Origin of the sequence: Peptidiphaga gingivicola (assembly GCF_001652275.1) — a bacterium.
GTDB classification, from domain to species: Bacteria; Actinomycetota; Actinomycetes; order Actinomycetales; family Actinomycetaceae; genus Peptidiphaga; species Peptidiphaga gingivicola.
Genome location: NZ_LVZK01000001.1, coordinates 64,345 through 88,541, shown reverse-complemented (window position 1 = coordinate 88,541; position 24,197 = coordinate 64,345). Strand labels below are relative to the sequence as shown.

Genomic DNA, 24,197 nt, shown 5'->3' with positions numbered 1-24,197 from the left:
CTTGTTTGTTTTGTTTTATTGGATACGTGCGGCGTTGACAAATCAACTCTGAATTTTTCTAGGATTTTCCATTTGTGCGCCGATGGTTCAATCGTCTCTCTAAGACCGTCACATTAAAAGGGCTGTTCGTCCCCTGATTTTTCGGATACGGGTTATTACAATTTTAAGGGGGCGTGCGGGCTTCGACGGCCAGTGAGCCTCCCGCTCAGGCCACGGCTGCGAAGGTTCCGTCGTCGGCCGGTAAACTGGTAGGCGTGACTAAAGTTGCACGCACTAAAGCGGATCTTGCGGAAGCCCTCGGCGCCCTCAAAGGCACGAGTGCGCTTGTCATGACGATGGGCGCGCTTCACGAAGGGCACCTTGCGCTCGTTCGGGCCGCGAAGAAGGCGGCGGACAATGTGGTCGTCTCGATCTTCGTCAACCCCCTGCAATTCGGGCCGGGCGAAGACTACGAAGCCTACCCGCGCGACCTTGAGGCCGATCTGGCCTTTCTCGAGGCGGTCGGCGTCCAGGCCGTTTACGCTCCCGAGGCCGAGGACGTCTATCCGCGCGACCCCCTTGTCCGTATCGATCCCGGGCCGATGGCCGCAGTCCTCGAGGGAAAGACTCGCCCCACGCATTTCGCGGGCGTGCTCCAGGTCGTCCACAAGGTGCTCAACCTCGTTCGCCCGGACATCGCCTTCTTCGGGCAGAAGGACGCGCAGCAGCTCGCTCTGATCCGCACGATGGCCGCCGATCTGGACATGCCGGTCGAAATACGGGCGGTCCCGATCGAGCGCGACGTCGACGGCCTCGCCCTGTCCTCGCGCAACTCCTATCTTTCGCCCACCGAACGCATTGAGGCTTTGGCTCTCAACCAGGCTCTCGCGGTGGGGGCCGACGCCGCCCAACGCGGACTGTCCCCGAAGGAGGTGCGCGACGTCGCCGAACGGCACCTGCGCGAAGCGCCGGGAGTCAAAATCGACTACCTTGCTCTCGTCGACCCAGAGACTTTTGCGGCCATCGACGGCCAGACCTTCTCCGCGGGAGGGGCTGAGGCTTCGCCTTCCGATGGCTCCGTGACCATGCAGGCGGGCGGCGCGCCCTCGAAGCACGGGCGCGGCTTGTTGGCCGTCGCGGCCTGGGTTGGGCCCACGCGCCTCATCGACAATATGGAGGTTGAACTTCGTGGCTGAGTTTCGTATGCGCCGAATGATGACCGGCAAGATCCATCGCGTCACCGTCACGGGTGCGGATTTGCATTACGTCGGATCGATAACGATCGACGCCGATCTGCTTGACGCCGCCGATATTCTTCCCGGCCAAGAGGTTGACGTGGTCGACGTGACGAACGGCAGCCGCCTCACGACCTATGTGATTCCCGGTGCGCGGGGGAGCCGAGTGTGCCAGATCAACGGCGCCGCCGCGCACCTGGTGAAGACAGGCCACGTCGTCATCGTCATCTCGTACTCTCTGCTCGACGACGCGTCCGCGCGCAGCTACGAGCCGCGCGTCGTCTTCGTCGACGCGGACAACGCCATCGTCGAGATAGGGGGCGAGCCCGGCCAAGCGCCGCCGGGCCACGGGCTGCGCAGCTCGGGCGAACCTATTGCCTCGTTCCGGAAGTAACCGCCTGCCGAACCGCGGTTCCGTTACGGTTATGCTGCGCTCGCGTCGTGCCCGCCTCGTGAGGTCACGGTTACATTGCGGTCACGACCACGGCGCGATTGCCGCCGCCACGGCACGCCACACTTCAAGCGACGTCACGGCCACGGGAACCGCAGTGTCGCCGTCGACCGTGATCCCGACCATGCCGGCCGACGTGTCGAGGACGCACACCGTGGTGCGCGCCTGGGGTTCGCCGACGGCGACGTCGAAGGACTGAATGAGCCACAGCCGCCAGTCGTCCTTTTTGATCGCCTCGCTGGCGGCCGGCCACACCCCTCTGAGCGTCTCGGCGAGGTCGTCGCGGGCTTTGGCGTTGCGGTCGCTGTCGCTCGGGCGCAGGAGGTCGCGGATGATTCTCGCGGAAAATCCAGGAAGGGCGCCCTCCGGGAGGCGGGGTCGAGGGCCGATGCCGAGCATCTCCAGCAGCGTGAGCGGAAACTGGCCCGGCTCCTGCCGCCGCAGAACCGTCACTTCGCCGTCCGTGATGTCGAGCAGAACGCTGCGGTCCTTGGCCACCCACGTGCGGGCTTCGCGCACCACTCCGGCGTCGCACACGTACAGACGCACCGCTCCCGCGGCCTGCTGATAGGCCTGCAGAAGCTTCGCGGCCGACTGCGAGAGTGCCCCGTTTTCGAGGAAGCCGCGCTGCTCAAGGTCGCCCATGAGGTCGAGGGGCGCGCCCTCGCCGTCGAGAAGGTCCTTCAAGGCCTCCCATTCGTCGGTGGGGAAGACGACGCTGATCGTGTCGCTGCTCATTGTTCGCCTCCTGAAGGCTCGAAGCTGGTGGCCATGTCGATGAGGGAGTCGCCGATCGTGGGCAGGTCGGCGGAGGCGCACGTGACCGTCACGACGTAGCCGGGTCTCCTGGCCGAGCGCCTGCCTCCAGTCAGCAGCGCGAACTGCATCTGGGTGACGTTGACGGTTTCGACGGTCATCGACAGGGCGTGGACGATCGCGGGGTGGCCCGCTATCTCCAATCCGCCGACGTCGATGACGTGCAAGCCTGGAATCGTCTGGGACGACTCTTCGATCATGGCGGCGGCCCAATCGTCGAGCGTGCCGCTGACGCCCTCCTCGTACGTGACGACGGCGGAGGGCGAGTAGCCCAGGTAGCCTCGGGGGCCCATGGCGATGTACTTGGCAGCCTGATATTCGTCCGGCACATCGCGGACCTGCCAGGAATCAGGTAGCGTGAGATGCATATGTCCATCCTAAGCGGGGCGGGTCGATCCCCTTGGGGGTAAAGAGACCCACGTGTTTCTAAGGGTGCGTTTCGCGGCGAAACCGGCGTGAAGACGACGCGAAACGAGCATGGAGCATGTGTGACAGCGGCGCGAGACGGGCGTGAAATTTGAGGCCTTCTTTTGGGCTTCGTCAATGCAGACGACGTCGCTTCACTTTATCGGCACCGGTTTCGAGGTCAAAACGTAGCCGTTTATTATCCACTTCGCCTTATTATCCCCTTCGTCGTCAAAGGAAAGCGTCGGACGCCGAACGGCGTCGCGGATGGCGACTAGAAGCAGAATCAGAGAGAAACCGAAGAGGCAAATGACGGTCGCCCATTGAAGAGGCAGCGAAAGCTGCTCGAAGCGAGCGGTCCGCACGCAGCCTTGGGCGTCTACGTGTGGAGATTTGCCGAGGTTCATTGCTGAAATGACAGTTGTAGTCATCCCCCAAAGCACCCAATGCGCCGAGCGGCACCCCGATCGGACCCGTCGGCGCCAGGTGGTTCGGCTGGTGGAGAATCCCCTGGATCTCCTCCGGCGTTCTTCTGCCTGCCATGGCTGTCCTTGTCTCTTTGCATGAAAGTAGGTCAAATAACTATACAGGAGACCGCGGGGAGGCGGGTCGGCCGTCTCATCGACGTCGGAGCGCCGCGCACACTTCGGGGTATAGATAGAACTCAGAAAAGTGGGCTATGATGAGGCCATAGAATGACGTGGTCAATCCTTAGGGGGTTTGTTCGATGACTGTGCCTATCACGAAAATGACCCGCAAAGACATTGCCGAGCGGCGTCGTGAAATCCAACAGATCGTTGACGAATCGGAGTTCCAGGAGCGCCGGGATGAAGGGGATCTGACGTTCCGAGACCGTAAGCTACTCGAAGAGCTCCAAGACCTTGAGTTTCTTGCAGGCGTCTTCGGTGACTAAAACTCTCGAAACGGTCGCCCGCGAATTTGCCGAAGAAATCAAGTCAACGATAGTAAAAGCCCTCCCCGTCAAAACCACTAATCTTGATGTGAGACTAAGTGAAAAAGACGGGACGGGGCGCGTTGTTCTGGAGACGTCGGAGCCAATTGAACTGTCGTGTGACCACCGTCCTTTATTGTATCTTGCAATTAAGTATCGCTTTACGTTGAACGGAACGCACTCGTTCTTAAAAGTTGAATCGTCTTCATTTTGCGTGCTGCCAAGCAAGAGCGGCAATCCGCTCTTCCGCTACGAGTATTTAGACGCTCCATCCGATTCGACCCCTTCCGCGCACCTCCATGTTCACGGCCATAGAGATGAAATCGTCAAGCTGTTGTATGTATCCGAACGGTCCAGATCGAATAGAGCCCAAAGCTCAAATGCGCGTGAAAAGGGGCTGATGGACCCCAAAAAGGTCAAGCATCTCGCCGAACTTCATTTCCCTCTGGGAGGGCCGCGCTTTCGCCCTTGCTTGGAGGACGTCGTCGAACTCTTAATCGTTGAATTCGGTGTCGATAGCGGGGATGACTGGCTCACTGCGATTCAAGAAGGACGTAAGGCTTGGCGCGAGAAACAGCTTCGGACGGCGGTGTGGGACGATCCCGAGACTGCGCGGGCCGCGCTCGCGCAGTTCGACGAATTGCAGGATAAAGCCAATGAAACGAAAAGGGAGGAGCGTGTTGTTCAGTTTTAACCGAGAGAGAGTCGTCGCGAGTGAGGAAAAGGAGTTGATCTTGCTTTGAGCGGCGCTCTGGAAGCATTTTAAGGATTCTGTAACGTCATTGCAGTTTGGTTGTCCAGCGGCCTGCGGAATCGATTTGCGACATTCATCCCGCCGACTTCGGATGCGGCACGCAAAGAGAAAGAGGAAAATGGCTGGCATGTATGCGCATGCGGAGTCTGAGCGAATTCGTTGTTTCGAAGGCCCCGCCGGTTCGCGACGGCTCGGCCTCGGCATTCGACCGGTGTTTTGGGTGTAGGCCATGATCACCCTTCCCTTTGATTGGCGCCAAGTCGACGCGTCCGACGACCCCGAGATGGAAGTCTTGGCCCACGGCCCCATGACGGGATACGGCTATGCCCCCACCGTCATCGTCAGGCGCCTGCCACACCTCGAAGGGGGGCCCGAGGCCGGCATGGCCGCGATGCTCGAGGGAGGAATGCGCGAGGATCCGACGCACCGCATAATCGACGTCGGGGAGACCGTGCTGGCGGGATATCCAGCAGCCGTCGCCGTGTTCACGTATTGCATCGAGCAGAAAAGCCTCACGCAAATTCTCTACTTCGCCACCCCCGACGAGCTGCCTTCGGGGTACGTTCTGGCGCTCATCGCGGCGACCCCGGATTTCGGTCCGATGGCCGGGGTCTTCGCGAACATCGTTGCGAGTTTTCAACCGGAGGGATTCTAATGCAAGCCAGCGCCAACGTCATCGTCCCCCAAAAGGCGTGGGACGATCTGCGGTCCTTCCTCGCCGGGGACGGCCTTCACGAAGGCGGCATGGCCGAACTTGCGCGCCTCGGCTTTTTCGAGGACGGCTGCCTGACCGACGTCGCCCGCAAACTCGTAGCCCCTTATCGTGAGCCCGTGGGGCACGTCGAGCTTCTCATGAACGAAGGCGGCATCCGGCGCAACGCCGTGGCGTGGATCGACGAGAACAGGGAATCGTGCGTGGCTCAAACGCTCGACGACAGCGTCGCCCTGTCCAGCTACGAGACCGCCGAGTTCCCCGTGGTCATGGTCGACCTGCTCGACGTCGGCCCCCGCCCGGTTGCCCATCCGACGGCGACGACGCGCGTGCCCAAAGAATGGGTTTTGGGGCTGCTCGAACCCTCCGAAGGCGGTGCAGGCGCCGATTCTGCGAGCGGGCCGAGCGTCAAGTCTCCCGTCGGCAGCGTGCGCGACAGACTCGCCGACGAAATGAGCACGTTCTGGCCGGAGGTGCGCGAATCGCTGCGCGAGGGCGATTGGAAGCTGTGGGCCGTCTATTCGAGGCCGGCGACGGAGACCGCGGGAACCCGAGGGCCGGTCTGCGTGCTCGACACGTCCAAAGGTTATTTCAGAGTCGTCTTCGACGGCGACTCTGCGGTCATTCGCCCAGCGGCATCCTTGCAAGTGTGGTGCGCGCTGGCGTATGTGATCGCTCCTGCCGCGTAGGCTGTGCTTCTTGGGGAAGGGCGCCGCCGCATCCGCGATTCGGGCGTTTCCCTGTGAATGTCCGAATCGCGGGCCGGGTCTGCAACGCAGCTCGAGCAGGCCGCGTAGCCGCCTCGCCGCGCCTTTCGTCGGGGCGCTTCGGCGAAGTCTGGGGCGTGGCGCGACCGGGCGCTGGGCGGTCCGAAGGGCCGAATCCGCGCGCAATCCACGCCTGGGGCGCGCCATGAAGCCAAACCGGGACGAAGGCAAATCCGCACGGGCGAGCTCCACGCTGTAGTCTATTGTCCGTGACTACCAACGAGACGCCCGCCGCGGCGCCGCAGAACGACGACCTTCCCGGCCAGATCAGCATTCGGCTCGCCAAACGCCAGAAGATGATCGACGAAGGCATCGAACCGTATCCGGTCGAGCTTCCCGTCACAACGACGATTCCCGAGCTGCGAGAGAAATACGGCAGCCTCGAAGCAGGCGTCGAACTGGCCGACGTCGCCGTGGGGATAGCCGGACGCGTCATGCTCTCGCGCTCGTCCGGGAAAATCGCCTTCGCGACCCTTCAGGACGGCCCGGGAAACCGCATCCAGGTGCTTCTGTCGCTGGCCAACGTCGGCGAGGAGGCCTTCGCCAGGTTCAAGGCCGACGTCGACCTCGGCGACCACCTTTTCGTGGAGGGGTACATCGGAACGTCCAAGCGCGGCGAGCTCTCCGTGTTCGCCCGCTCCTGGCAGATTGCCTCCAAGGCCATCCGCCCCCTGCCGAAGGTGTACACGAACGCCGACGGCGAAGACGTCACCCTTTCCGAGGAGTCGCGCGTGCGCATGCGCCATCTCGACCTCATCATGCGCCCGGCGGCCCGCGACATGGTGCGCCTTCGTGCGGGTGTCACGAAGTCTTTGCGCGCCAACTTCGACGATCGCGGCTACCTCGAGCTTGAGACCCCCATGCTCCAGACCATCCACGGAGGCGCGGCCGCCCGCCCGTTCATCACCCACATCAACGCCTACAACCAGGATCTTTACCTGCGCATCGCCACCGAGCTCTACCTTAAGAGGGCAGTGGTGGGGGGCGTCGACAAAGTCTTCGAAATCAACCGAAACTTCCGCAACGAAGGCGCCGATTCGAGCCATTCCCCCGAATTCACGGCGATTGAGGCGTACGAGGCGTACGCGACGTACGACACGATGGCGGAGCTGACCCAGTCGCTGGTTCAGCGCGCCTGCCTCGACACCCTCGGGACGACAACGGTGACCCTATCCGACGGAACGGAATACGAACTGGGCGGCCAGTGGGCGCGCATCGATCTGTACACCTCGATCTCCGAAGCGGTGGGCGAGGAGGTCACCGTCGAAACTCCGCGCGAAAAGCTTGAGGCAATTGCCGACCGCCACGGCATCTCCGTGGCGCCCTACTGGGTCGCGGGGAAAATCGCCGAGGAGATCTTCGAAGAGCTCGTCGGCTCGAAACTGTGGGAGCCGACCTTTGTGCTCGACTTCCCGGAGGACACGTCGCCCCTTACCCGGCCTCACCGTTCGAAGCCCGGACTGACCGAGAAATGGGACCTGTACGTGCGCGGAATAGAGCTGGCGACGGCATACTCCGAGCTTGCCGACCCGGTGATCCAACGCGAGCGTTTGGTAGCGCAGTCTTTGGAGGCCGCCAACGGCGATCCCGAAGCCATGCAGCTCGACGAAGAATTCATCGAGGCCCTCGAGCAGGGTTTCCCGCCGTGCGGCGGCATGGGGATGGGCGTCGATCGGCTTTTGACGGCCATGACGGGCCTCGGCATCCGCGAGACGATCACGTTCCCGTTCGTGCGCCCGCAGGGCAAGTGACGATGAAGGGCTCGTCAAAGGGCTTATAAGGCAGCGCCCCGCGGGGCGAGCGACGCAAAAGCATCGGACGGCAGCGCCGAACCGGCGCTGCCGTCGTACGTGGCGTGGGTACGCGAGATCGCGGCCCCACGCCACGCGTCGTCTCCGATTCGATTGGCTGTATGCGACGCCTCCTTTTCCAGACGCCGTCACCGGTCGGTCATGGAGCCGTTCTTCATCGAGCCGTCTGTTCCTTTGTCCTTCATGGACCCATCGGTCATCTTGTCCTTGTCGGTCATCTTGTTCTTGTCGGTCATCTTGTCCTTGTCGGTCATCTTGTCCTTGTCGGTCATCTTGTTCTTGTCGGTCATCTTGTCCTTGTCGGTCATCTTGTCTTTGTCGGACGGCTTGTCTTTGTCGGTCGTTTTGTCCTTGTCCGACATCTTGTCATTGCCGGATGTCTTGTCCTTGTCCGACATCTTCTCGTTTTGCGTCGTCGACATCTTGTCGGAGGGCTGATCGTCGGCGCCGCACGCCGCCAAGCCCAAGCCTGCGACAAGGGCGACGGAGGCCAGAGCGGTCGATGCGAAGAATTTGCGAGCCATGGGCATTCCTTTGTTCGAGTGGTGGTTTGCAGGGCGGATTGTTCCGCCTTCAATCGCTGTTCGGTGCCACAGGACCTGCCAGATGTGTGAAATGTTGCACACATCTGTGGGCGGCGTCGGCGTCGAACCAACGGTGAAATACAAACGGCGGCGAAAAGGAAATCATGTTCTCGCAGATTCTCATCGGCTTGTTCGGCGGCCTGATCACGGGCGTATCGCCGTGCATACTGCCGATGCTCCCCATCATCTTCCTCGCGGGCGCGACCGGCGCATCTTCCGACGGCAAATCGCCGTCGAGGAAATATCCCCTGCTCGTCACGCTCGGGCTGGTCGTCTCCTTCACGACCGTGACTCTGCTCGGATCGACTGTCCTCAGCCTTCTTGGGCTTCCCCAAGATTTCATTCGGTGGGCAGGCGTCGCCCTCCTCGCGCTCATCGGTGTCTCGCTTATGATCCCGAAGGTCGAGGAATGGCTGGAAAAGCCGTTCGCGCGCATACGCATGAAACAGGTGGACAAGCGTTCCAACGGATTCGTCTTCGGCCTCGTGCTCGGAACCGCCTACGTTCCATGCGCGGGACCGGTGCTCGCCGCGATCAGCGTGGCGGGCTCGACGGGGAGAGTCGGCGCCGAAACTGCGGCGCTGGCGATCTCCTTCGCCGTCGGCGTCGCCGTTCCCCTCTTCTTCTTCGCCCTCGCAGGGCGGGGCGTGACCGAGCGCGTCAAGGGCTATCGGAAGCGACAGCGCGGCATTCGGATGGCAGCGGGAGGCGCGATGATCGCCTTGGCGGCGGGCATCGTCTTCGATCTGCCGGCGAGAATCCAGCGGGCCCTCCCCGATTACACGGCGAACCTCCAAAGGGCCGCAGACAAGTATCTCCACGGCGAGCAGCCGGGAAAGTTCACGTGCTCGCCGGATTCGCCCGAACTCGCCGACTGCGGGCGGCAGCCCGCGATAACCGGGATTGCCGCCTGGTTCAACACCCCCGGCGGCCGCGCCCTCGAGCACAATGTGCCCGCCGGCGGAGTGCGGCTCGTCGACTTCTGGGCGTACTCGTGCATCAACTGCCAGCGCTCGGCGCCGGGGATCGAGAAACTCTACAAGGCCTACCGGGACTACGGTTTTCAGGCGGTCGGGGTCCATTCGCCGGAGTACGCCTTTGAAAAAGAGCCGGAAAACGTCAAGGGCGGCGCGCAAAAGCTCGGAATCACCTATCCCGTCGCCGTCGATTCGGATCTGAAGACGTGGAACGCTTTCGACAACCACTATTGGCCCGCGCACTACCTCGTGGACGCGCAGGGCAAGGTTCGGCACATCCACTACGGCGAAAACGGCGAAGCGAGGACGGAGAGGCTCATCCGAGAACTGCTCGCCAAGCAAAACCCGGGAAAGAAGCTTCCCGATCCGGTTTTCTCCAACAAGGACGATTCGAAGGCCGACGCCGCTCGGGCCGAGGAGGCGAATCCGGAGACTTATCTTTTCCCGGACAGGGCGCGTTACTACGACGGCAAGGTTCCCTTTGCCGAGGGCACCGTCGACTACGGCCTGTCAGACGACCCGAAACCGGGCAAGTTCAACCTTTCAGGCAAATGGACGGCCGACGGCGAATCGGCCGCGCCCGCTTCCGAAGGCGCAAGCGTGAAACTGGGGCTTCATTCGCGTCGCGTCTACCTCGTCGCATCGGGCAAAGGCGAAATAACCTACACCTTCCAGGGGCGCAGCTACACAAGAAAAGTCGAAGGAATTCCCAACGCGATCGACCTTCTTCCCGGCGACGCCGCCAAGAGGGGCACCCTCACGGTCGCGGCAAGCGGCGGTGTTCGTCTCCACTCCTTCACATTCGGGTGAGCGATGCGGGTCGTAGGGACAGCGGCGGCCAGAAGGATGGCAACGCGTCCAACGGCGGGAGCGATGCCGGCTGCGAAGAGCGTTGGACGGCGAGTCGCCGGTCGAGCCGTTAGCATAGTTGCCGTGCACGATGCTCACAACGATCTCGACCGCTTGCTCGCCGCGGTCGCGAAGGGCGACGGCGAGGCCTTCGGCCTCCTCTACGACCGTGCCGCCGGCCATCTTTTGGCCCTCATTCGCCGCATCGTCGTCGACGCCGACCTGGCCGAAGACGTTCTGCAGGAGGCCTTCTGGCAGGTGTGGAAGCGCGCGTCGTCCTTCGACCCCGCGAAGGGCAGCGCCAAGGCGTGGCTGGCCGTCCTTGCTCGGAGGCGGGCCATCGACTGCATTCGGTCGAACGAGTCCCGGCGTCTTCGCGAGGCTTCTTCGGCCAAGTTCGACGTCGAATGCGATTCCGTGGCCGAGGCCGTCTTTTCTCGCGAGCGGCGCGGCGAGGTCGCACGGGCCGTCGCCGACCTCGACCAGCCGGTCCGCTCCTGCATAGACGCGGTCTTCTTCCAGTCGATGACCCACGTGCAGGCGGCGCAGGCTTTGAATATGCCGTTGGGCACCCTCAAGACCCATATCAGGAATGGAATCGCGCAGCTGCGCGAGGTTGTGGAGGACCGATGACCGAACGCGACGACATCGCCTTCGGCACTCCCGAAGCCGAACTGCTGGGCGCGGCCGCCTTCGACGGCGAGCCGCTGCAGCCGCCCGCTAACGTCAAGGCGGAGCTCATGGCGCGCATTTCTTCGGGCGGCTCAGAGAATGCCCGCGCCGACGTCGTCGAGCTTCCCAGGCGAAGAACATGGGTGCGAAGGCTCGCGGGGGCGGCCGCCGCCGTCTTCCTCGCCGCCGGGGGCTTCGCCGCGGGCAGGGCGTGGACGATGCGCGGAATGTCCGATGAAACAAAGTTCAATGCCCTGAACCAGGCGTCCGATTACAGCCAGACGTCCCACAAGATGGCCGATGGACACACCATCCGGCTCGTGTGGTCGTACAAGGAGCATTCCGCGGCGCTGGTGATGCCCGCGGGGATGCAGATTCCACGCGGAAAAGCCGTTCAAGCCTGGTCGGTCAAGGGCAGGCGAATGACCTCGATGGGCATGTACCCTTCGGGAAGCAAGGCGCGGTACGCGTTTTTGTCTGCTATGCCGGACGAGGGGGAATCGGTCATGCTGACGATGGAGCCGGCTTCAGGTTCGTCTGCTCCGTCGTCGGACATGGTCGCGGACATCCCCATGGGCAAAAAATGAGACGTCGGGCCCGGTGCGTGACGCCGGGCCCGACGTGAGTCACTTCGAACGCCTGCGGCGCACGACCTTCAGCGCAAACGCGGCCGTCGCCAGGGCAGTGCCCGTGACCGTTATGGCAATGGTCCGCGCCGTCGATCCGTCCGACGTCTGTCCGACTTCTTCGGAGTAACGCACGGTCAGATCGTCGGGTGTGTCCGCGGCCGACGAAGCCGAGCGTGAAGCTGCCAGCGCGTCGAGCGCGGGGCTCTCGATCTCGATGTCCAGGGCTGGAACGTCGCCTTGGCTTTGGCGTTGGTCAGCGGGGACTTCCGGGTTCGGCGCCCCCGCGCTTGGCTCGGTTCCCTCTGCTTCTGGCGTCGGGGGCTCGTTGTTCGGCGTCGTCGCGGGCCCGGCCGAGGTTGCCGCGAGGGGCGTCGGGGACGCAGCGGGCAAGGCTTCGGCGGCGGGTGTGGCTTCGGCGGCGGACGCGACGCCCTCGGAGGCTGACAAATCTTCGACGTCGGGCGAAGCCTGAGAAGCCGGCGAGGCCCCAGCCGCAAAGGCCGACGCGGAATCCCGCGAGGCGGCGCTCGGCTCGCTGATCTCGATGCGTGCCGTCACAGGCGCCGTGCTGGGCGTCGGGGCAGTGGCGCTCGCGGTTCCGGCGCCCGTGCGGCGCCGCGCGATTCTCAACGCGATGGCGCCTATCGCGATGACGGCTGCGACGCTGGCAATGAGAATGGCAAGCAGCACGAAGCCTCCCGAATAGGCGTTGACCTGGGCCTCGTCGGCGAACTCGGCCCGCATGGAGGCGATGATCCTCTTGCCGTCCGGGGATTGCGGACTGGTCTGGGCACTGAAGAGGGCGGTCGCGACCTTCGATCGGAAACCGTCCATGTGATCGGTGGCGTACGACTTGCCCAGGTGCGTCGCGTAAGTCGAGAGGATCGCGACGCCGAAGGAGGACCCCACCTGCTGGCTCGCGTTGAGCGTCGCCGAGGCCAGGCCGATGTGCGACGGGCCGATGCCTCGCGTGCCCGTATTGAACGCGATGGGCACGGCGACGCCCATGCCGAGGCCGAAGACTATGAGGCCGGGAAGGGCCGCTTGTGCGAACGACGAATCGACGTCCATGAGCGACAGGATTCCCGCGCCCGCGGCGGAAAGGCCGAGCCCGAGGGGGAATGCGGCTTGCGCTCCCAGGCGCGGCAAAATTAGCTTGCCGGAGATCGCCGCGGCGACGACGATGCCGGCGACCATCGGGAGCATGGCCACGCCCGTCTTCATCGGTGAGTATCCAAGGTGCTCCTGCAGGTAATACGTCATGAAGACGGCCGTGCCCATTTGGGCCGCGCCGAAGGTGAACTGCGTGCCGTACGAGGCGCTGCGCGCCGGATTCGCGACGATCCACAGGGGCAACACGGGCTTGCGGGCCGTCGTTTCCCGGATGACGAAAAGGACAAGCAGGGCGCAGCCGACGCTGATGAACGTGACGGTCGATGCCGAACCCCACGATGTGCGTTCGGCGCGGTCGAGGCCGAAGACGACGCTGAAGAGTCCCATGCACCCCAACACGAGGCCGAAAAAGTCGTCCGTGATCGAAGCCCCGGAACTGTTCTTGTGAGTAGGCGGGAGCGTCTTGCGGCTGGTGACGAGAGCGAAGGCGGCGATGAAAATGTTGACGAACATCGCCCATCGCCAGTTGAGGAGGTCGGTCAGCGCCCCTCCCAGGAGGAGGCCCACTGCGGCGCCGATCCCTCCGGTGGCGCCTATGAGCGCGAAGGCGCCGGCGCGCTCCTTGGGATTGACGAAGGAGTTGTTGATGAAGGCCAGAATGGTGGGGGCGAGCAAGGCGCCGAAGACGCCCTGGGCGGCGCGTGCGCCGGCCAGCACGGCGAAGGACGGCGCCAGGCCGCCCACAAGGCTGGCTATCGAGAATCCCATGAGGCCGATCGGGTAGGCCCGTCGGATCCCGATGATTCCGACGAGGCGCCCGCCGAAGAGCACGAGGCCGCCGAAGGCCAGCGTGTACGCTGTGACGATCCACGGGCGTTGGGCGTCGGTCATGTCGAGGCTGCTCTGCATGCTTGGCAGCGCCACGGCGATGATCGTCATGTCGAGCACGATCATCAGCTGGGTTGTGATGATGCTCGTGAGGATCGCGGCTTTGTTCTTGGTTTTCCCGCCGCTTGTGGCGGTGGACTCTTGAGTGATGGCAGACATGTGAACGCTTTCAAATCGAAACGATCGTTTTACTCATGCGAGCTTACGCCGCATGCAGGCCGTTAGCAACAACGCTCGTTTCGATTTACGGGTCAGGGTACCCTTGAAACATGCCCAGAGTCAGCGCCGGCCACCAGAAGCGCCAACGCGAGCGGATAGTCGTGGCCGCGGAAGCGTGCTTCGCCGAGAACGGCTTTCATGCGACCTCGATGGACGACGTCGTCGACGCCGTCGGCATGTCCACGAGCACCGTCTACAACTACTTTCCGGGCGGAAAAAACGAGCTGATCGTGACGGTGTGCAAAGAGCGAACCGACGCCGTGTTTGCGAGAATCGCGATTCTCGCAAAACGTGAGAATCCTCCCTCCTTGAGGGAGGTGTACGCAGAAGTCGCCTTGGCTTTCTGGCAGCATATGGAGAAGGTGGAGCGCGAAAGGTTTCGAAGTGACGAGGAAGACGCTCCCGACGAAGGCGAACAGACATCCGAAGAGGGCAGGCAGAGGCCTGGCGAAGGCGGGCGAGCCTCCGGAGGCGAGGACGTCGCCGACGACGTCCACACGGACGAGGCTCTGCGGATATTCGAGGAGATGGGCCGGACCGACGGCGCAGAGCCCCCGGAATGGATGCTGCGCTCGGTGCGTTTGGCCGTGAACGCGTGGGCGGAGACCATTCGCAACCCCGGCCTCAACCAGGACATGCGGCGCAGGCACTCGGAGTTTCGGAAAGCTCTCACCGTCCTGGTCGATCGGTGGAAGGCCTGCGGCGTCGTCGATCCGGCGCTGCCGACGGCCGACGTCGTTCGCCTGCTCATGGACAGCTACTTCGGAGCGATCGTCGATTTCGTCATCACCGGCGAATCCAGGTACGAGCGTTCGACGGCGGCGCTCGAAAGGGTACTGTCCCCGCGCGAAGGGTGAAGGCTGCCGACATCCCAAACGCCGTAGCCGCGCTGCCGTGCTGTCCCCGCGGGAAGGGCGAAGGCGGTCGGCCAGCTGCGCGCCTTGCCCGGGCTCGCCGCGCGGCTTTAGGGTTGACGAATGGCGGAGCAAATCGATGTGCTGATGGTCGAAGACGAAGCGGCGCTTGCGGCCTCGACGGTCGAGTACCTCAATTTGTCGCAGATCGAGGCCCGCGCTGTGGGCAGCGCCGAGGAAGCCCTCACGGCCGTGTCGAAACTGGATCCGCGGCTCATACTGTTGGACGTCAACCTTCCGGGGGCCAGCGGATTCGAGTTCTGCCGCAGGCTCCGCAAAGACAGAGACACCCCGGTCGTCTTCATTTCGGCGCGCACGGGCGAAGACGATCAGATTCTCGCCCTGACGCTGGGAGGGGACGATTACATCGTCAAACCCTATTCGCTGGCCCTCCTTGTGGCGAAGGTGCGGCGGGCTCTGGCGAGGTCGGCCTCGGGATCTGGGGGCGGGCGTGAGGCCGGCGTCTACGACGACGGATGGCTCGCCGTCGACCTCGAATCCTCCCGGGTGAGCGTCGACGGCGCGGAGATCCAGCTCGCGGCGATGGAGTTTGACCTGCTCGCCTACCTTGTGGCCAACCGGGGGAGGATCGTCGAAAAACGGGAGCTGTTGAACAAGGTGTGGGGCGGCGCCGTCACGGGCGACGGCACTTTGGCGGTCCACGTGCGCCGCCTCCGCAGGCGAATCGAGCCCGACCCCGAAAATCCGGCGTACATCTGCACGGTGTGGGGGAGGGGATACCGTTTTCGCGAGGGCGGGGCGTCCTTGAAGGCAGGAGAAACGCCCGCGAGAGCAGGAGAAACGCCCGCGAGAGCAGGAGAAAGGCCCGCGAAGGCCGGAGAAACGCTGTGACGACGCGGGACGCCTCGGCGATTCCGGCTAGGCTAGCAGGCGGCCGAAGAAGGAAAGGCCTGAGGGCGAACGGCGGAAAAAGCCAGGGAGCGGACAGCCGGGGAAAGGGCGGCCGATGAAGGGCGCCGTCGCCGCTGTCGTCGTCGCGGCAGCCGCCGCTCTTGCGATTCTGTTCGGTTCCGAGCCCGCCAAGGGTTTCAAGTCCGACGTCGTGCCCGCCAACGAGCTCGTCGAAGCGGTCGAAAAGTCCTGGCCCGACGCCCGCGCGGCCGACGCCCGGACCGGTCGGCGTTTTCCCCGGGTCACCGTCGTTGGAGACGACGGATCGCTCGTGTACTCGCGCGGCAGAAGGATCGACGGCGATCGCGACGCTATGCGGACGGGCGCGGTCGGTTTCGAGCTTGTCGCGGGAGGGAGGCACGTTGGGCGCATGTGGATTTACAACGGATGGGTGGAAAAGGAGGAAGAGGCCCGGAGGGCGGCGCTCCGGCTGGCGGGCGGAACGATCCTCGCAGTGGCCTCGTTTTGCCTTCTCGTCGTCGCGGTGTCCAGGCGGCGCCTCCTGCGGCCCTTCAAACAGTTGAGTTTCTTTGCGCGCGAGGTGGCACAAGGCAATCTCGACGTCCCCTTGCGGATGGATCGGAACAACGTGTTCGGTCCGTTCACCGAGGCATTCGACATCATGCGCGACGAGCTCGGCCGGGCGCGTAGGGCCGAAGCCGCGGCGAAGGAGTCGAAGAAACAGCTTGTGGCCGAGCTGGGGCACGACATTCGCACGCCTGTCGCCTCGATCGCCGCCACTGCGGAGCTCCTCGAGGCGACGGAGGCCAGCGAATCCAAACGCGAGAAGATCGAGGTCATTCGTCAGAAGGCCGGTCAGATCGAAGAGCTCATGGCGGACGTCGCCCGGGCCAACCGCGAGGAAATCGCCTCCCTTCGGGTCGCCCCCGTTCCTGTCGGCAGCGAGGACGTAGAAAGGTGGTTGAGGGCGGCAGACGCGGACGAGGCGATGGGGGACTTTTCCCTGCCGCACTGCCTGGTTTCCGTCGACCGGTTGCGCATGCGGCAAGTCTTCGACAACGTCGTCGCCAACTCGCGCAAGTACGCCGGCACGCCCATCGAAGTAAAAGCAAGCGTCGACGAGCACTTCCTTCTCATCGTCGTCCGCGACCGCGGCCCGGGCGTGGACCGCGGAGAGATCGAGGCGATCTTGGGCAAGGGCGTGCGGGGTTCGAACGTGAAGGGGGTGCCCGGCGAGGGACTCGGCCTCTACACGTCAAGCTGCCTCATGGAGCGCATGGGCGGGGCGCTTTCGTGCCGCCTGGCCGACCCCGGCTTCGCCGTCGTCCTTGAAATCCCGCTCGCCAGGTGAGGCATGCGGGCGGGGCGCAAGGCTCGGTTCTGCCGATCGAGCGGCCCTTCTCTCCGGGCGCAATGGCAAGGCGCGCTGAAATATGGGGCGCGCACCGTTTAGAATCTTGCCGGCAGAGTTAAGAAACAGTTAAGAATTGCGAAAAGGCTTCGTAATCGGTTGTTGCGTACCTTGGAAGCATGAGCGCAACAGAGAACCGCAATGCGGTACGCGAAAAGAACAATGACACGGCGCAATCTGAGAGGAAAACGTCGCACTCCAAGGACGTGATTGTGACGAAGAAGCTTTCGAAGACTTTCTCGCACAAGGGGACCCAGCAGCATGTGCTGAAGAACCTTGACCTGACGATCCGCCGCGGCGGCTTCACCGTAATCATGGGGCCCTCCGGCGCAGGAAAATCCACCCTCCTTTACGCGCTTTCGGGCATGGACAAGCCGTCCCTGGGAAGCGTGGTGTTCGACGGCGAGGACCTCACAGAGCTCAGCCAGGACAAGCTGGCGGTCTTCCGGCGGACCCACTGCGGCTTCGTCTTCCAACAGATCAACCTTCTCGACTCGATGTCCCTCACGGACAATGCGATGGCGCCGGGGCTGCTCGTCGGCAAGCGAAAGGCCGTGGCCGCCCGCGTCGATGCGCTGTTTGACCTCGTGGGCGTCGACGAGGCGACCAGAAAGAAGTTTCCGGGGATGGTTTCGGGCGGGGAGGGCCAGAGGGCCGCCATCGTCCGGGCCCTTGTCAACGAACCCGACGTCGTCTTCGCCGACGAACCCACCGGGCAGCTCAACTCCGAAAACTCGCTGCGCATTCTCGATCTTTTCAGCCGAGTCAACCGCGCCGGCCAGACGGTGGCCATGGTGACCCACGACCTCAACTCGGCTTTGCGCGGAGACCGCATCCTCTACCTGCGCGACGGGACGATCCAGGGCGAATTGAACTTGGGCGCCTTCGAGACCGCGGACAAGGACCGCCGCGACCGTCTCGCCGCGTTCCTCGAGGAAATGGGGTGGTGACAATGCGCCGCATGTTCCTCAAACGAAGCCTGCGCAGATCGGCCGGACAGTTCGTCATCGTCGGCCTGCTCGTGGCCATCGCGTCAGCGATGCTGCACCTGGCGGCCGTTCTGATCCTCCAGTATCCGGCGACTTTGGACGACGCCACAGCCAAGCTCAACACCGAGCATATTTTCATCCTGCTCGAGAACGAAAAAGGCGCCCGCGACGCCGAGAGAATCGCCAGGGAAGACGGCCGGGTCAAGGATCACATACTTCTTCAGACGCTGCGGGCAGGTGCGACCTTCGAGTACGACGGCAAGGAGCAGATCAGCGCCGTTACGATCCTTGAACAAGACAAAGACACGCGCATTGGGCGAAGCGGAGTTGTGGCCGAGGATTCCAAGCGTCACGCCGACCCCATATGGCTGCCGTATTCCTTCAAGACGGCCGGAGGATACGAGCTCGGAGATCCCTTTGCGATAACCGTAGGCGAAGTCAAACATCGGTATCACATTCAGGGATTCCACGAGAATCCTGTGAGCGGCGTGCTGGGCTCGATCCAGGTCGAGTTTCGGGTGAAGGCCTCCGAGGCCGCCGCTTTGGCGTCGGCTCCGGGAATGAACCGCGTCTGGCAGCTGAGGGCGCTCGTTAAAGACGTGTCGCAGGCGGACGACGTCGCAGCCGAGATTTCTTCGAAGGTGACGAAGGCTGCGGTGCAAAGCGGGACTGCAAGCCCGGTTCTCGTGAGCGTCGGGTGGAAGCTGCTTTCTTCGGTGCTGATGATCCCCGCCAACGTCCTCATTTTCTCCTTCATTCTTTTCGCGGCGATCGTCGCCTCCGTGGTGGCGGTCATTGTCAGATTCGCCATCCGCTCGGTCATCGTCCGCGAGATGCCTGCGTTGGGGACGCAGAAGGCCCTCGGCTTCCGTTCTGGCCACATTGCCCGGCTGCTCGCTCTGCCCTTCGCGATCGTCGCCTTGGCGGCTTCCCTTGCGGGGGCCGCGGTCGGCGTCGCCCTCTTCCCGGCGATACGCCAGCTGGTCGAGTCCCAGTCCGGATTGCAGTGGTCTCCGAAGGTCGGCTTCGCGGGAGTGGGCGCGGCAGCGGGAGCGATGCTGGCGGTCGTCGGCGTCACCGCCCTCGCGGTCGCCAGAAAAGTGCGAAAGATACCTCCCGTCGAGGCCTTGCGCGGCGGGGAGGCCACACACTCATTCCACTCCAATCATTTGCCCCTGCGAAAGGCCCGCGGGCCGCTGACGCTCGTGCTCGGTGTGAAGTCCGCTCTTCAGGCCCGGGCTCAGACGATCATGGTGGTCATTGTGATCGCGATGGTTGCTTTCGCCTCCGTCTTTTCCGTGGCACTGTACTCGGCCCTGTTCAAAGATTCCCGCAAGGTGGTCGGCATTTTCATCGGGGACCGGCAGGACGTCACCGTCTCGGTGCTGAAAGGCGGCTCGGTCGAGGCCGTGCGCAAAGACTTGGGGGCGATGCCCGGAGTCGAGCGTGTTCAGATCTTCGACAACACCAGGAACGCCGACGTGTCCGGGCGCACGGTGTCACTTTCGGTCGCCGATTCCTATCCCTCCTCGAAGGGCAGCCGGTCCGTCTACAAGGGCAGATATCCGAAGTCCGCCAATGAAATATCCCTTGGCGGCAAGTTCGCGAAGAGCCTTGGCGTGGACGTCGGCGACGAAGTGACCGTCGATTTTCAAGGAGGAAAGGCGACTTACCTCGTGACGGGTTTGACGCAGACCGTTGTGCGCATGGGCATGGTCGCCTCGGTCACCATCGACGGCGCCAAGCGCATGAACGCCGCCTACCAGCCAAAGTACGCGACCGCCGTCCTCAAGGAAGGTCAAAACATCGACGCCTTCGTCGGCAAAGTGAGAACCGAGATGAAGGGGCGGTACGACTACGTCGTCAACTCGTATGCGATCTCCGAATCCTACGTCGCTCCCTACCTCGCGATGAGCAAGACGATGTCCTTCGCGATCTTCGGCGTGGCAGGGTTAGTGACGATGCTGGTGATCGGCCTGGTGGTCGGTTCGGCGATGGTGCGCTCGCGGCGCACTTTCGGAGTGCTCAAGGCTGCGGGATTCACCAATGCCCAGCTCATGCGCCAAATGCTCGCCTGCTATCTTCCGCCCGTTGCAATAGGCGGCGCGATCGGGATCGCGATCGGAAGTGTGACCGCCATTCCCTTATTCGAGGGTTTGCTTCGGTCCCTGGGAGTCGAGCGGCTGGATGCAGAGATGCCGGTCCCCATGGTCGCCGGCCTGGGCATGGCGCTGCTTGTTATAACCGCCCTGCTCGTCATGGTCCTGGCTCGCGAGACGCGCACGGTCACATCGAGGGAGCTGCTGACGGAGTAGGGGCGGTTGTCGACGAGTGCATGCTTCGGGGAGTTGCTGGTCGGATGGGCCGACGTCGAACTCACCGAACGCAATGGAACGGCTCGCGACGAAGACGCGTCGCCTCCGCCTCTGACGAATGGCGCGGGGCGCCGAGCGGATGCGGTTTTCCCGCTTGGCGCCCTGCCGCGCTGGCGAGGCGGAGTTTGAGCGGCTCTGGTGAGCGGGACCTGAGCCGCGCTGGGAAGGCGAATCCGCCGACATTTGACGGTGCCCGGGTGCGGGCCATAATGCGGCCCGACAACCGAGACGCATCGAGCGAAAGAATTCTTGAATAATTCCAAAGTTGCGAATCTGTCGAGATGCGCGTCATGGGCTCCTTGAAATTACGGGAATCGGAACAGTGATTTAGACCGGCTTTGAGAGGGCGCTCTTTAGAGGGGGGCGAGACAGAATTAAATTCCACAGATTGTTTTCGCGGTTTCATATTTTGAAACTCTGAAAACGCCCCCGCCTTTTCGCGGGCTGTGGCATACTTAAGCCAAGCGACTTTGCCATAGCCGAAACATCACGCATTGGAAGGAAAACAGGTCCATGGTCTCGTTTCACGAACTCGAGCGGTGGAGTGGGGCGCCGCTGGATAGCGCCGCCTCGGAAGCGTCTGGGCTGGCAAAGAGATACAAAGATGTGGGTGATCAGATCCTTGACATCAACAACGCCGATCTCTCGGGGGAGTTCGTCGAGGCCGAAATGCGTAGGCGGAGGGCGCTGGCCGACGATGCTTCGGATGTGAGCGCGGCGTACCAGAAAGCGCAGACCGATTTCGAGCAGCTTGCCCAGGCGGTGTCCAAGCTCGTCATCCAAGCGAAGAAGGTTTCCTCCATCATTCACGCAGCAGGAGGAGTTCTCACATCCGACGGCAAAGTTCGCAATATTGACCCCAATTGTCAGATCAACCTCGACGAACTCATGACCAGCGGAGCGAGTTTGTTGAACGAAGAAACCGATCCGGGGCGCAGGCTTCAAAGGTTCGTCAACGTCTGCCTCCAGAAAGGGAAGGACCTGCTTAACGCGGCGGGCGATCTATACGACAGTCTGGCGCACATTAAGAAAATGGCGGTGGGGCCAAAGCCTGAGATCTTCGGGTGGGGCGTGAAGAAACCCAATTCGAAATGGGGCGTTGAGGAGGTCAACGACTGGTGGACGGCGATGTCCGTGGAGGATCAGAAGAAAATTATCAAGGAGCACCCCGACTGGATTGGCAATCTCGATGGCATTCCAACCATGGCTAGGCACAAGGCGAATGTTCTTCGTCTGGAGGCCGAGCGGGATGCGGTCAACCGCAGGGTCGAGGAGCTCGAGCGCGAACTAAAGGAAAAACAGAGAGAGGAAAGGAAAGCTGCCAAAGAGGTCAGAGACAACAGCCCGTGGAACCGGCAGGGTCCTCGGCATGAGCTGAGCGAGAGCGATCCTCTAAGCCCTGATCGGCGCAGCAAAGAGCTGCGGGCGTTGCTCCAGCGCAGAGCTGAGCTCAATGCTCTGTCTCTGAAGTTTCCCTGCCCTAAGAGCCCCGCCGAACTGGATGCGCTTCTTGACAAGAGCTCGGCCGATTACAGCCTCATGGCTTTTGATTCTCCCAAGGACGGTCATTTGCGGGCTGCTGTGGGGATTGGCGACGTCGATCATGCGAAGCACCTGCAAGTGCACACTCCGGGCATGAACTCCAGTGTTTATGGAAGCATCGTCCAAAGTGACGGTCGATGGGGCGGAGGAATCAGGGATATGAATACGGTTCTTGATGCGAGCAGGGAAGAGCTGAGAGCTTCGGGGCGTCCAGGCGAGAAAGTCGCTGGGGTCTACAACCTCAATTACGATGCGCCGTCGATGGGAGAGTCCTTGAATCCCGATCGAAGTGTTCTGGGGTCGAAACAAGCGGATATCGGCGCGCGCAAGCTAGCAGGTTTGTGCGATGGGCTTCAGGCGACTCATGCAGGCGATCCCCATATGGTCGTAACGGGTCATTCGTACGGATCAACGGTAGCGGGGAAGGCCCTTAGGCAGACTACCGCTCCAGATGACTTTATCGCCTACGGATCGCCGGGATTCGAGGCGGTGACGAACTCGGAGCTCAACATGGTTCCCGGTCACACAAGCATTGGCGGTGCAGAAGACGACAAGGTGGCGTGGTCTGGATGGCATCAGAGCTTCGGCCCGTCCACGCCGGAACCTCATAATAACCTCAACTACGAGCATTTCAGCACAGACAAAGCCACCGATGCTGACGGTGTGCACTATTCCGGATCAAAAGGGCACTCTGAATACATGAACAATGCCGAAAACGGGCAGATGCGGACCTCGGTGAAGAATATCGCCAGCGTTGTCGCGGGCAACGGCATCTACTTCCCGGAGCGTTGACGATGCGCCGTGTTCCGTCGACAGTTGGCGGCCTTGTCGGGGCTCTTCTCCTATTTTTGTCTTCCTGTGTCTCTGGAAAGGATGAGAACGTGAACGGCGATGTTACGCCCACACGGGTGAGCAGTCTGTCGATTGTCGAGGAACGGCGTCAGACTATCGGCCTCCTGTTGTCGTTTTACGACATGTTGTCGAAAAAGTTCGGCGTCGGCGAATGGGAGCCGCTTCGAGTTCATGCCCAGATCGGTGAGAATTTCGGAGTGCATTGCCCAAGTGGGTACGCCTCGGAGAGATATGACCTCGCCATTGCCGGGCCGTTGACGCCAGAGAAATGGAAGGCGGCCTTAAGCCGTATGTACAAGTTGGCGAAACCTCTAGGATTCGGATCTCCAAAAACGGAAGCTCCGGGAAAGAACGGAGGGCAATCGGCTGTGTTTGCACGCCCAGATGGAGCTCGCATCCTTATTAGGTACAGGGTGAAGAGTTTTGTTCGCATAGATACGGGGTGCGCGAAAGGCGAAGTGTATGAAGGGTGGCCAGCTGGGACGGAGGCTGTCCCGGAGCGGCTGCGAACCACTGGGCGGCATGAGGATGGCAATCCGCCCGAAACGTGGGCCCCCTACTCCCCGCCTGGTTCGCCCAGCGCCGCCCCGACAAGTTCTTTTGTCGCCACTCAAACCAAGGGAAAGGAATGACTATGGTCGATAGGCTCCGGTACGACCCTCAAGTCGTGGATTCGATGCTGTGGAAGTTTGACTCCGCCGTCGAACAGGTCCGCGAATCAAAAGGCGAAAGCGAGATCGCTGCGAGTGCAGGCGCCTTCGTGGGCGGCGGTCTGGAAGGCAAAGCGGAACAAGCGGCACGGAGCGTCGCCGAAGGTCGATCGGACTATCTTCTGCGGCTCGGCGCTTACAAAGAAGCCCTTCTCAAGGTGAAGAGCAAGGTCGAAGGCGCAGACGCCGACTCTGCTGACGGCTTCAAGCGGCCTCCGCGTGGGCGCAACGAAATCGTCTAGCTGCGGCTCGGACGGCGACCGAGTCTAAAGAGCTCACAGTCAAAGGATTGCAGTCAAAGAAAAGCCTGTCGCCTGATCGGGCTCCCCGGGCAACAACGATGCCTGAGTACGCCAAAGCGGTCGTTTGAGGGTATTTGCAAGTAATCGACGTGGACTTGCGCCGTAATAATTTTTCTAACTAGTAGGTTGTGTGAAAGAGACAATTGCGTCGTTCCGAACTTTCTGATGTGTTAATGGATGCAGTCGTAGAAACCGTACCGAAAGATGTGCATATAAATAACGAATATTTCGATCGATATTCAGCTCTTACTTCCGATCAAAAGTGGTATCCCGCTCTTAGCGAAACGATGTCGTATCCCGATTTTTCCTTGTGTTCCAGCTTATCCTCTACCTAGGACTTTAGTCCCTTCATCCATTTTCCGATCCATGAAATGGTTGAAGTCCATGAGCCGCCTTGCGGTAGGCCAAGTAAATCA

At 62.3% G+C, this 24,197-nt stretch carries 21 protein-coding genes; 17 read left to right on the top strand and 4 right to left on the bottom strand.

What is annotated here, in order from left to right; genetic code table 11:
• The first annotated feature begins 245 nt into the window (after positions 1–245).
• Both panC and panD read left to right on the top strand, forming a co-directional pair.
• The gene (gene panC, locus A4H34_RS00380) at positions 246–1,175 is read left to right on the top strand and encodes a pantoate--beta-alanine ligase (protein WP_064231619.1); all 930 of its coding nucleotides are present in this window, start codon (positions 246–248) and stop codon (positions 1,173–1,175) included.
• Between the two features lie 16 nt (positions 1,176–1,191).
• Complete coding sequence (gene panD, locus A4H34_RS00375; protein WP_064230690.1) at positions 1,192–1,608, top strand: aspartate 1-decarboxylase; 417 nt, start codon at positions 1,192–1,194, stop codon at positions 1,606–1,608.
• 81 nt (positions 1,609–1,689) lie between these two features.
• Here panD and A4H34_RS00370 read toward each other — a convergent pair whose 3' ends face one another.
• Together A4H34_RS00370 and A4H34_RS00365 are read right to left on the bottom strand one after the other, a co-directional pair.
• Positions 1,690–2,403 (bottom strand): hypothetical protein, encoded by a 714-nt coding sequence (locus A4H34_RS00370; RefSeq protein WP_064230689.1) that lies wholly within the window; start codon positions 2,401–2,403, stop codon positions 1,690–1,692.
• On the bottom strand, positions 2,400–2,849 hold the full coding sequence (locus A4H34_RS00365) for a DcrB/PsbP domain-containing protein (RefSeq protein WP_009198519.1): 450 nt from the start codon (positions 2,847–2,849) through the stop codon (positions 2,400–2,402). The genes A4H34_RS00370 and A4H34_RS00365 overlap by 4 nt, the downstream gene beginning before the upstream one ends.
• 785 nt (positions 2,850–3,634) lie before the next feature.
• Between A4H34_RS00365 and A4H34_RS00355 the strand changes: the two genes are divergently transcribed.
• From A4H34_RS00355 to lysS, 5 genes are all read left to right on the top strand, one after another.
• The gene (locus A4H34_RS00355) at positions 3,635–3,799 is read left to right on the top strand and encodes a hypothetical protein (protein ID WP_156510195.1); all 165 of its coding nucleotides are present in this window, start codon (positions 3,635–3,637) and stop codon (positions 3,797–3,799) included.
• Positions 3,792–4,532 (top strand): hypothetical protein, encoded by a 741-nt coding sequence (locus tag A4H34_RS10790; RefSeq protein ID WP_156510194.1) that lies wholly within the window; start codon positions 3,792–3,794, stop codon positions 4,530–4,532. Before A4H34_RS00355 ends, A4H34_RS10790 begins: the two co-directional genes overlap by 8 nt.
• 289 nt (positions 4,533–4,821) lie before the next feature.
• Positions 4,822–5,247, top strand: coding sequence for a hypothetical protein (locus A4H34_RS00345; protein WP_064230686.1), 426 nt, complete (start codon positions 4,822–4,824; stop codon positions 5,245–5,247).
• Positions 5,247–5,993: a hypothetical protein gene (locus A4H34_RS00340; RefSeq protein WP_064230685.1), complete on the top strand. Its 747-nt coding sequence runs from the start codon at positions 5,247–5,249 to the stop codon at positions 5,991–5,993. Before A4H34_RS00345 ends, A4H34_RS00340 begins: the two co-directional genes overlap by 1 nt.
• A 287-nt stretch (positions 5,994–6,280) precedes the next feature.
• Positions 6,281–7,822 carry a lysine--tRNA ligase gene (lysS, locus tag A4H34_RS00335; protein WP_064231618.1) on the top strand — a complete coding sequence of 514 codons (1,542 nt, stop codon included), beginning with the start codon at positions 6,281–6,283 and terminating at the stop codon, positions 7,820–7,822.
• Between the two features lie 188 nt (positions 7,823–8,010).
• Here the strand turns inward: lysS and A4H34_RS00330 are convergent, their stop codons facing one another.
• The gene (locus A4H34_RS00330) at positions 8,011–8,406 is read right to left on the bottom strand and encodes a hypothetical protein (protein WP_064230684.1); all 396 of its coding nucleotides are present in this window, start codon (positions 8,404–8,406) and stop codon (positions 8,011–8,013) included.
• Positions 8,407–8,570: 164 nt separating this feature from the next.
• Between A4H34_RS00330 and A4H34_RS00325 the strand changes: the two genes are divergently transcribed.
• The 3 genes from A4H34_RS00325 (at position 8,571) to A4H34_RS00315 (ending at position 11,551) form a co-directional block, all read left to right on the top strand.
• Complete coding sequence (locus A4H34_RS00325) at positions 8,571–10,253, top strand: cytochrome c biogenesis protein CcdA (RefSeq protein ID WP_064230683.1); 1,683 nt, start codon at positions 8,571–8,573, stop codon at positions 10,251–10,253.
• 123 nt (positions 10,254–10,376) lie between these two features.
• Complete coding sequence (locus tag A4H34_RS00320; protein WP_231870894.1) at positions 10,377–10,925, top strand: sigma-70 family RNA polymerase sigma factor; 549 nt, start codon at positions 10,377–10,379, stop codon at positions 10,923–10,925.
• The gene (locus A4H34_RS00315) at positions 10,922–11,551 is read left to right on the top strand and encodes an anti-sigma factor domain-containing protein (RefSeq protein WP_009198529.1); all 630 of its coding nucleotides are present in this window, start codon (positions 10,922–10,924) and stop codon (positions 11,549–11,551) included. The genes A4H34_RS00320 and A4H34_RS00315 overlap by 4 nt, the downstream gene beginning before the upstream one ends.
• A gap of 39 nt (positions 11,552–11,590) precedes the next feature.
• Here A4H34_RS00315 and A4H34_RS00310 read toward each other — a convergent pair whose 3' ends face one another.
• Positions 11,591–13,753, bottom strand: a complete 2,163-nt coding sequence (locus tag A4H34_RS00310; RefSeq protein ID WP_064230681.1) for an MFS transporter — start codon at positions 13,751–13,753, stop codon at positions 11,591–11,593.
• Between the two features lie 110 nt (positions 13,754–13,863).
• Here A4H34_RS00310 and A4H34_RS00305 point away from each other — a divergent pair, with 110 nt between their 5' ends.
• From A4H34_RS00305 to A4H34_RS00270, 7 genes are all read left to right on the top strand, one after another.
• Positions 13,864–14,670 carry a TetR/AcrR family transcriptional regulator gene (locus A4H34_RS00305; protein WP_064230680.1) on the top strand — a complete coding sequence of 269 codons (807 nt, stop codon included), beginning with the start codon at positions 13,864–13,866 and terminating at the stop codon, positions 14,668–14,670.
• A 120-nt stretch (positions 14,671–14,790) separates the two neighbouring features.
• Complete coding sequence (locus A4H34_RS00300) at positions 14,791–15,579, top strand: response regulator transcription factor (RefSeq protein WP_064230679.1); 789 nt, start codon at positions 14,791–14,793, stop codon at positions 15,577–15,579.
• 115 nt (positions 15,580–15,694) lie between these two features.
• Positions 15,695–16,951 carry a HAMP domain-containing sensor histidine kinase gene (locus tag A4H34_RS00295; RefSeq protein WP_064230678.1) on the top strand — a complete coding sequence of 419 codons (1,257 nt, stop codon included), beginning with the start codon at positions 15,695–15,697 and terminating at the stop codon, positions 16,949–16,951.
• 179 nt (positions 16,952–17,130) lie between these two features.
• Positions 17,131–17,961, top strand: a complete 831-nt coding sequence (locus A4H34_RS00290) for an ABC transporter ATP-binding protein (protein WP_082902946.1) — start codon at positions 17,131–17,133, stop codon at positions 17,959–17,961.
• Between the two features lie 2 nt (positions 17,962–17,963).
• Positions 17,964–20,315: an ABC transporter permease gene (locus A4H34_RS00285; protein WP_064230677.1), complete on the top strand. Its 2,352-nt coding sequence runs from the start codon at positions 17,964–17,966 to the stop codon at positions 20,313–20,315.
• A 573-nt stretch (positions 20,316–20,888) separates the two neighbouring features.
• Complete coding sequence (locus tag A4H34_RS00275; RefSeq protein ID WP_064230675.1) at positions 20,889–22,709, top strand: alpha/beta hydrolase; 1,821 nt, start codon at positions 20,889–20,891, stop codon at positions 22,707–22,709.
• Positions 22,710–23,403: 694 nt separating this feature from the next.
• Positions 23,404–23,721, top strand: coding sequence for a hypothetical protein (locus A4H34_RS00270; RefSeq protein WP_040322614.1), 318 nt, complete (start codon positions 23,404–23,406; stop codon positions 23,719–23,721).
• The last annotated feature ends 476 nt before the right edge of the window (positions 23,722–24,197 follow it).

What these genes read in the sequence shown, in the direction of transcription:
- panD (WP_064230690.1), top strand. Translation starts at nt 1,192, where the DNA reads ATGATGACCGGCAAGATCCATCGCGTCACCGTCACGGGTGCGGATTTG.
- A4H34_RS00370 (WP_064230689.1), bottom strand. Translation starts at nt 2,403, where the DNA reads ATGAGCAGCGACACGATCAGCGTCGTCTTCCCCACCGACGAATGGGAG.
- A4H34_RS00365 (WP_009198519.1), bottom strand. Translation starts at nt 2,849, where the DNA reads ATGCATCTCACGCTACCTGATTCCTGGCAGGTCCGCGATGTGCCGGAC.
- A4H34_RS00355 (WP_156510195.1), top strand. Translation starts at nt 3,635, where the DNA reads ATGACCCGCAAAGACATTGCCGAGCGGCGTCGTGAAATCCAACAGATC.
- A4H34_RS00345 (WP_064230686.1), top strand. Translation starts at nt 4,822, where the DNA reads ATGATCACCCTTCCCTTTGATTGGCGCCAAGTCGACGCGTCCGACGAC.
- A4H34_RS00340 (WP_064230685.1), top strand. Translation starts at nt 5,247, where the DNA reads ATGCAAGCCAGCGCCAACGTCATCGTCCCCCAAAAGGCGTGGGACGAT.
- A4H34_RS00330 (WP_064230684.1), bottom strand. Translation starts at nt 8,406, where the DNA reads ATGGCTCGCAAATTCTTCGCATCGACCGCTCTGGCCTCCGTCGCCCTT.
- A4H34_RS00325 (WP_064230683.1), top strand. Translation starts at nt 8,571, where the DNA reads ATGTTCTCGCAGATTCTCATCGGCTTGTTCGGCGGCCTGATCACGGGC.
- A4H34_RS00315 (WP_009198529.1), top strand. Translation starts at nt 10,922, where the DNA reads ATGACCGAACGCGACGACATCGCCTTCGGCACTCCCGAAGCCGAACTG.
- A4H34_RS00310 (WP_064230681.1), bottom strand. Translation starts at nt 13,753, where the DNA reads ATGTCTGCCATCACTCAAGAGTCCACCGCCACAAGCGGCGGGAAAACC.
- A4H34_RS00305 (WP_064230680.1), top strand. Translation starts at nt 13,864, where the DNA reads ATGCCCAGAGTCAGCGCCGGCCACCAGAAGCGCCAACGCGAGCGGATA.
- A4H34_RS00300 (WP_064230679.1), top strand. Translation starts at nt 14,791, where the DNA reads ATGGCGGAGCAAATCGATGTGCTGATGGTCGAAGACGAAGCGGCGCTT.
- A4H34_RS00295 (WP_064230678.1), top strand. Translation starts at nt 15,695, where the DNA reads ATGAAGGGCGCCGTCGCCGCTGTCGTCGTCGCGGCAGCCGCCGCTCTT.
- A4H34_RS00290 (WP_082902946.1), top strand. Translation starts at nt 17,131, where the DNA reads ATGAGCGCAACAGAGAACCGCAATGCGGTACGCGAAAAGAACAATGAC.
- A4H34_RS00285 (WP_064230677.1), top strand. Translation starts at nt 17,964, where the DNA reads ATGCGCCGCATGTTCCTCAAACGAAGCCTGCGCAGATCGGCCGGACAG.
- A4H34_RS00275 (WP_064230675.1), top strand. Translation starts at nt 20,889, where the DNA reads ATGGTCTCGTTTCACGAACTCGAGCGGTGGAGTGGGGCGCCGCTGGAT.
- A4H34_RS00270 (WP_040322614.1), top strand. Translation starts at nt 23,404, where the DNA reads ATGGTCGATAGGCTCCGGTACGACCCTCAAGTCGTGGATTCGATGCTG.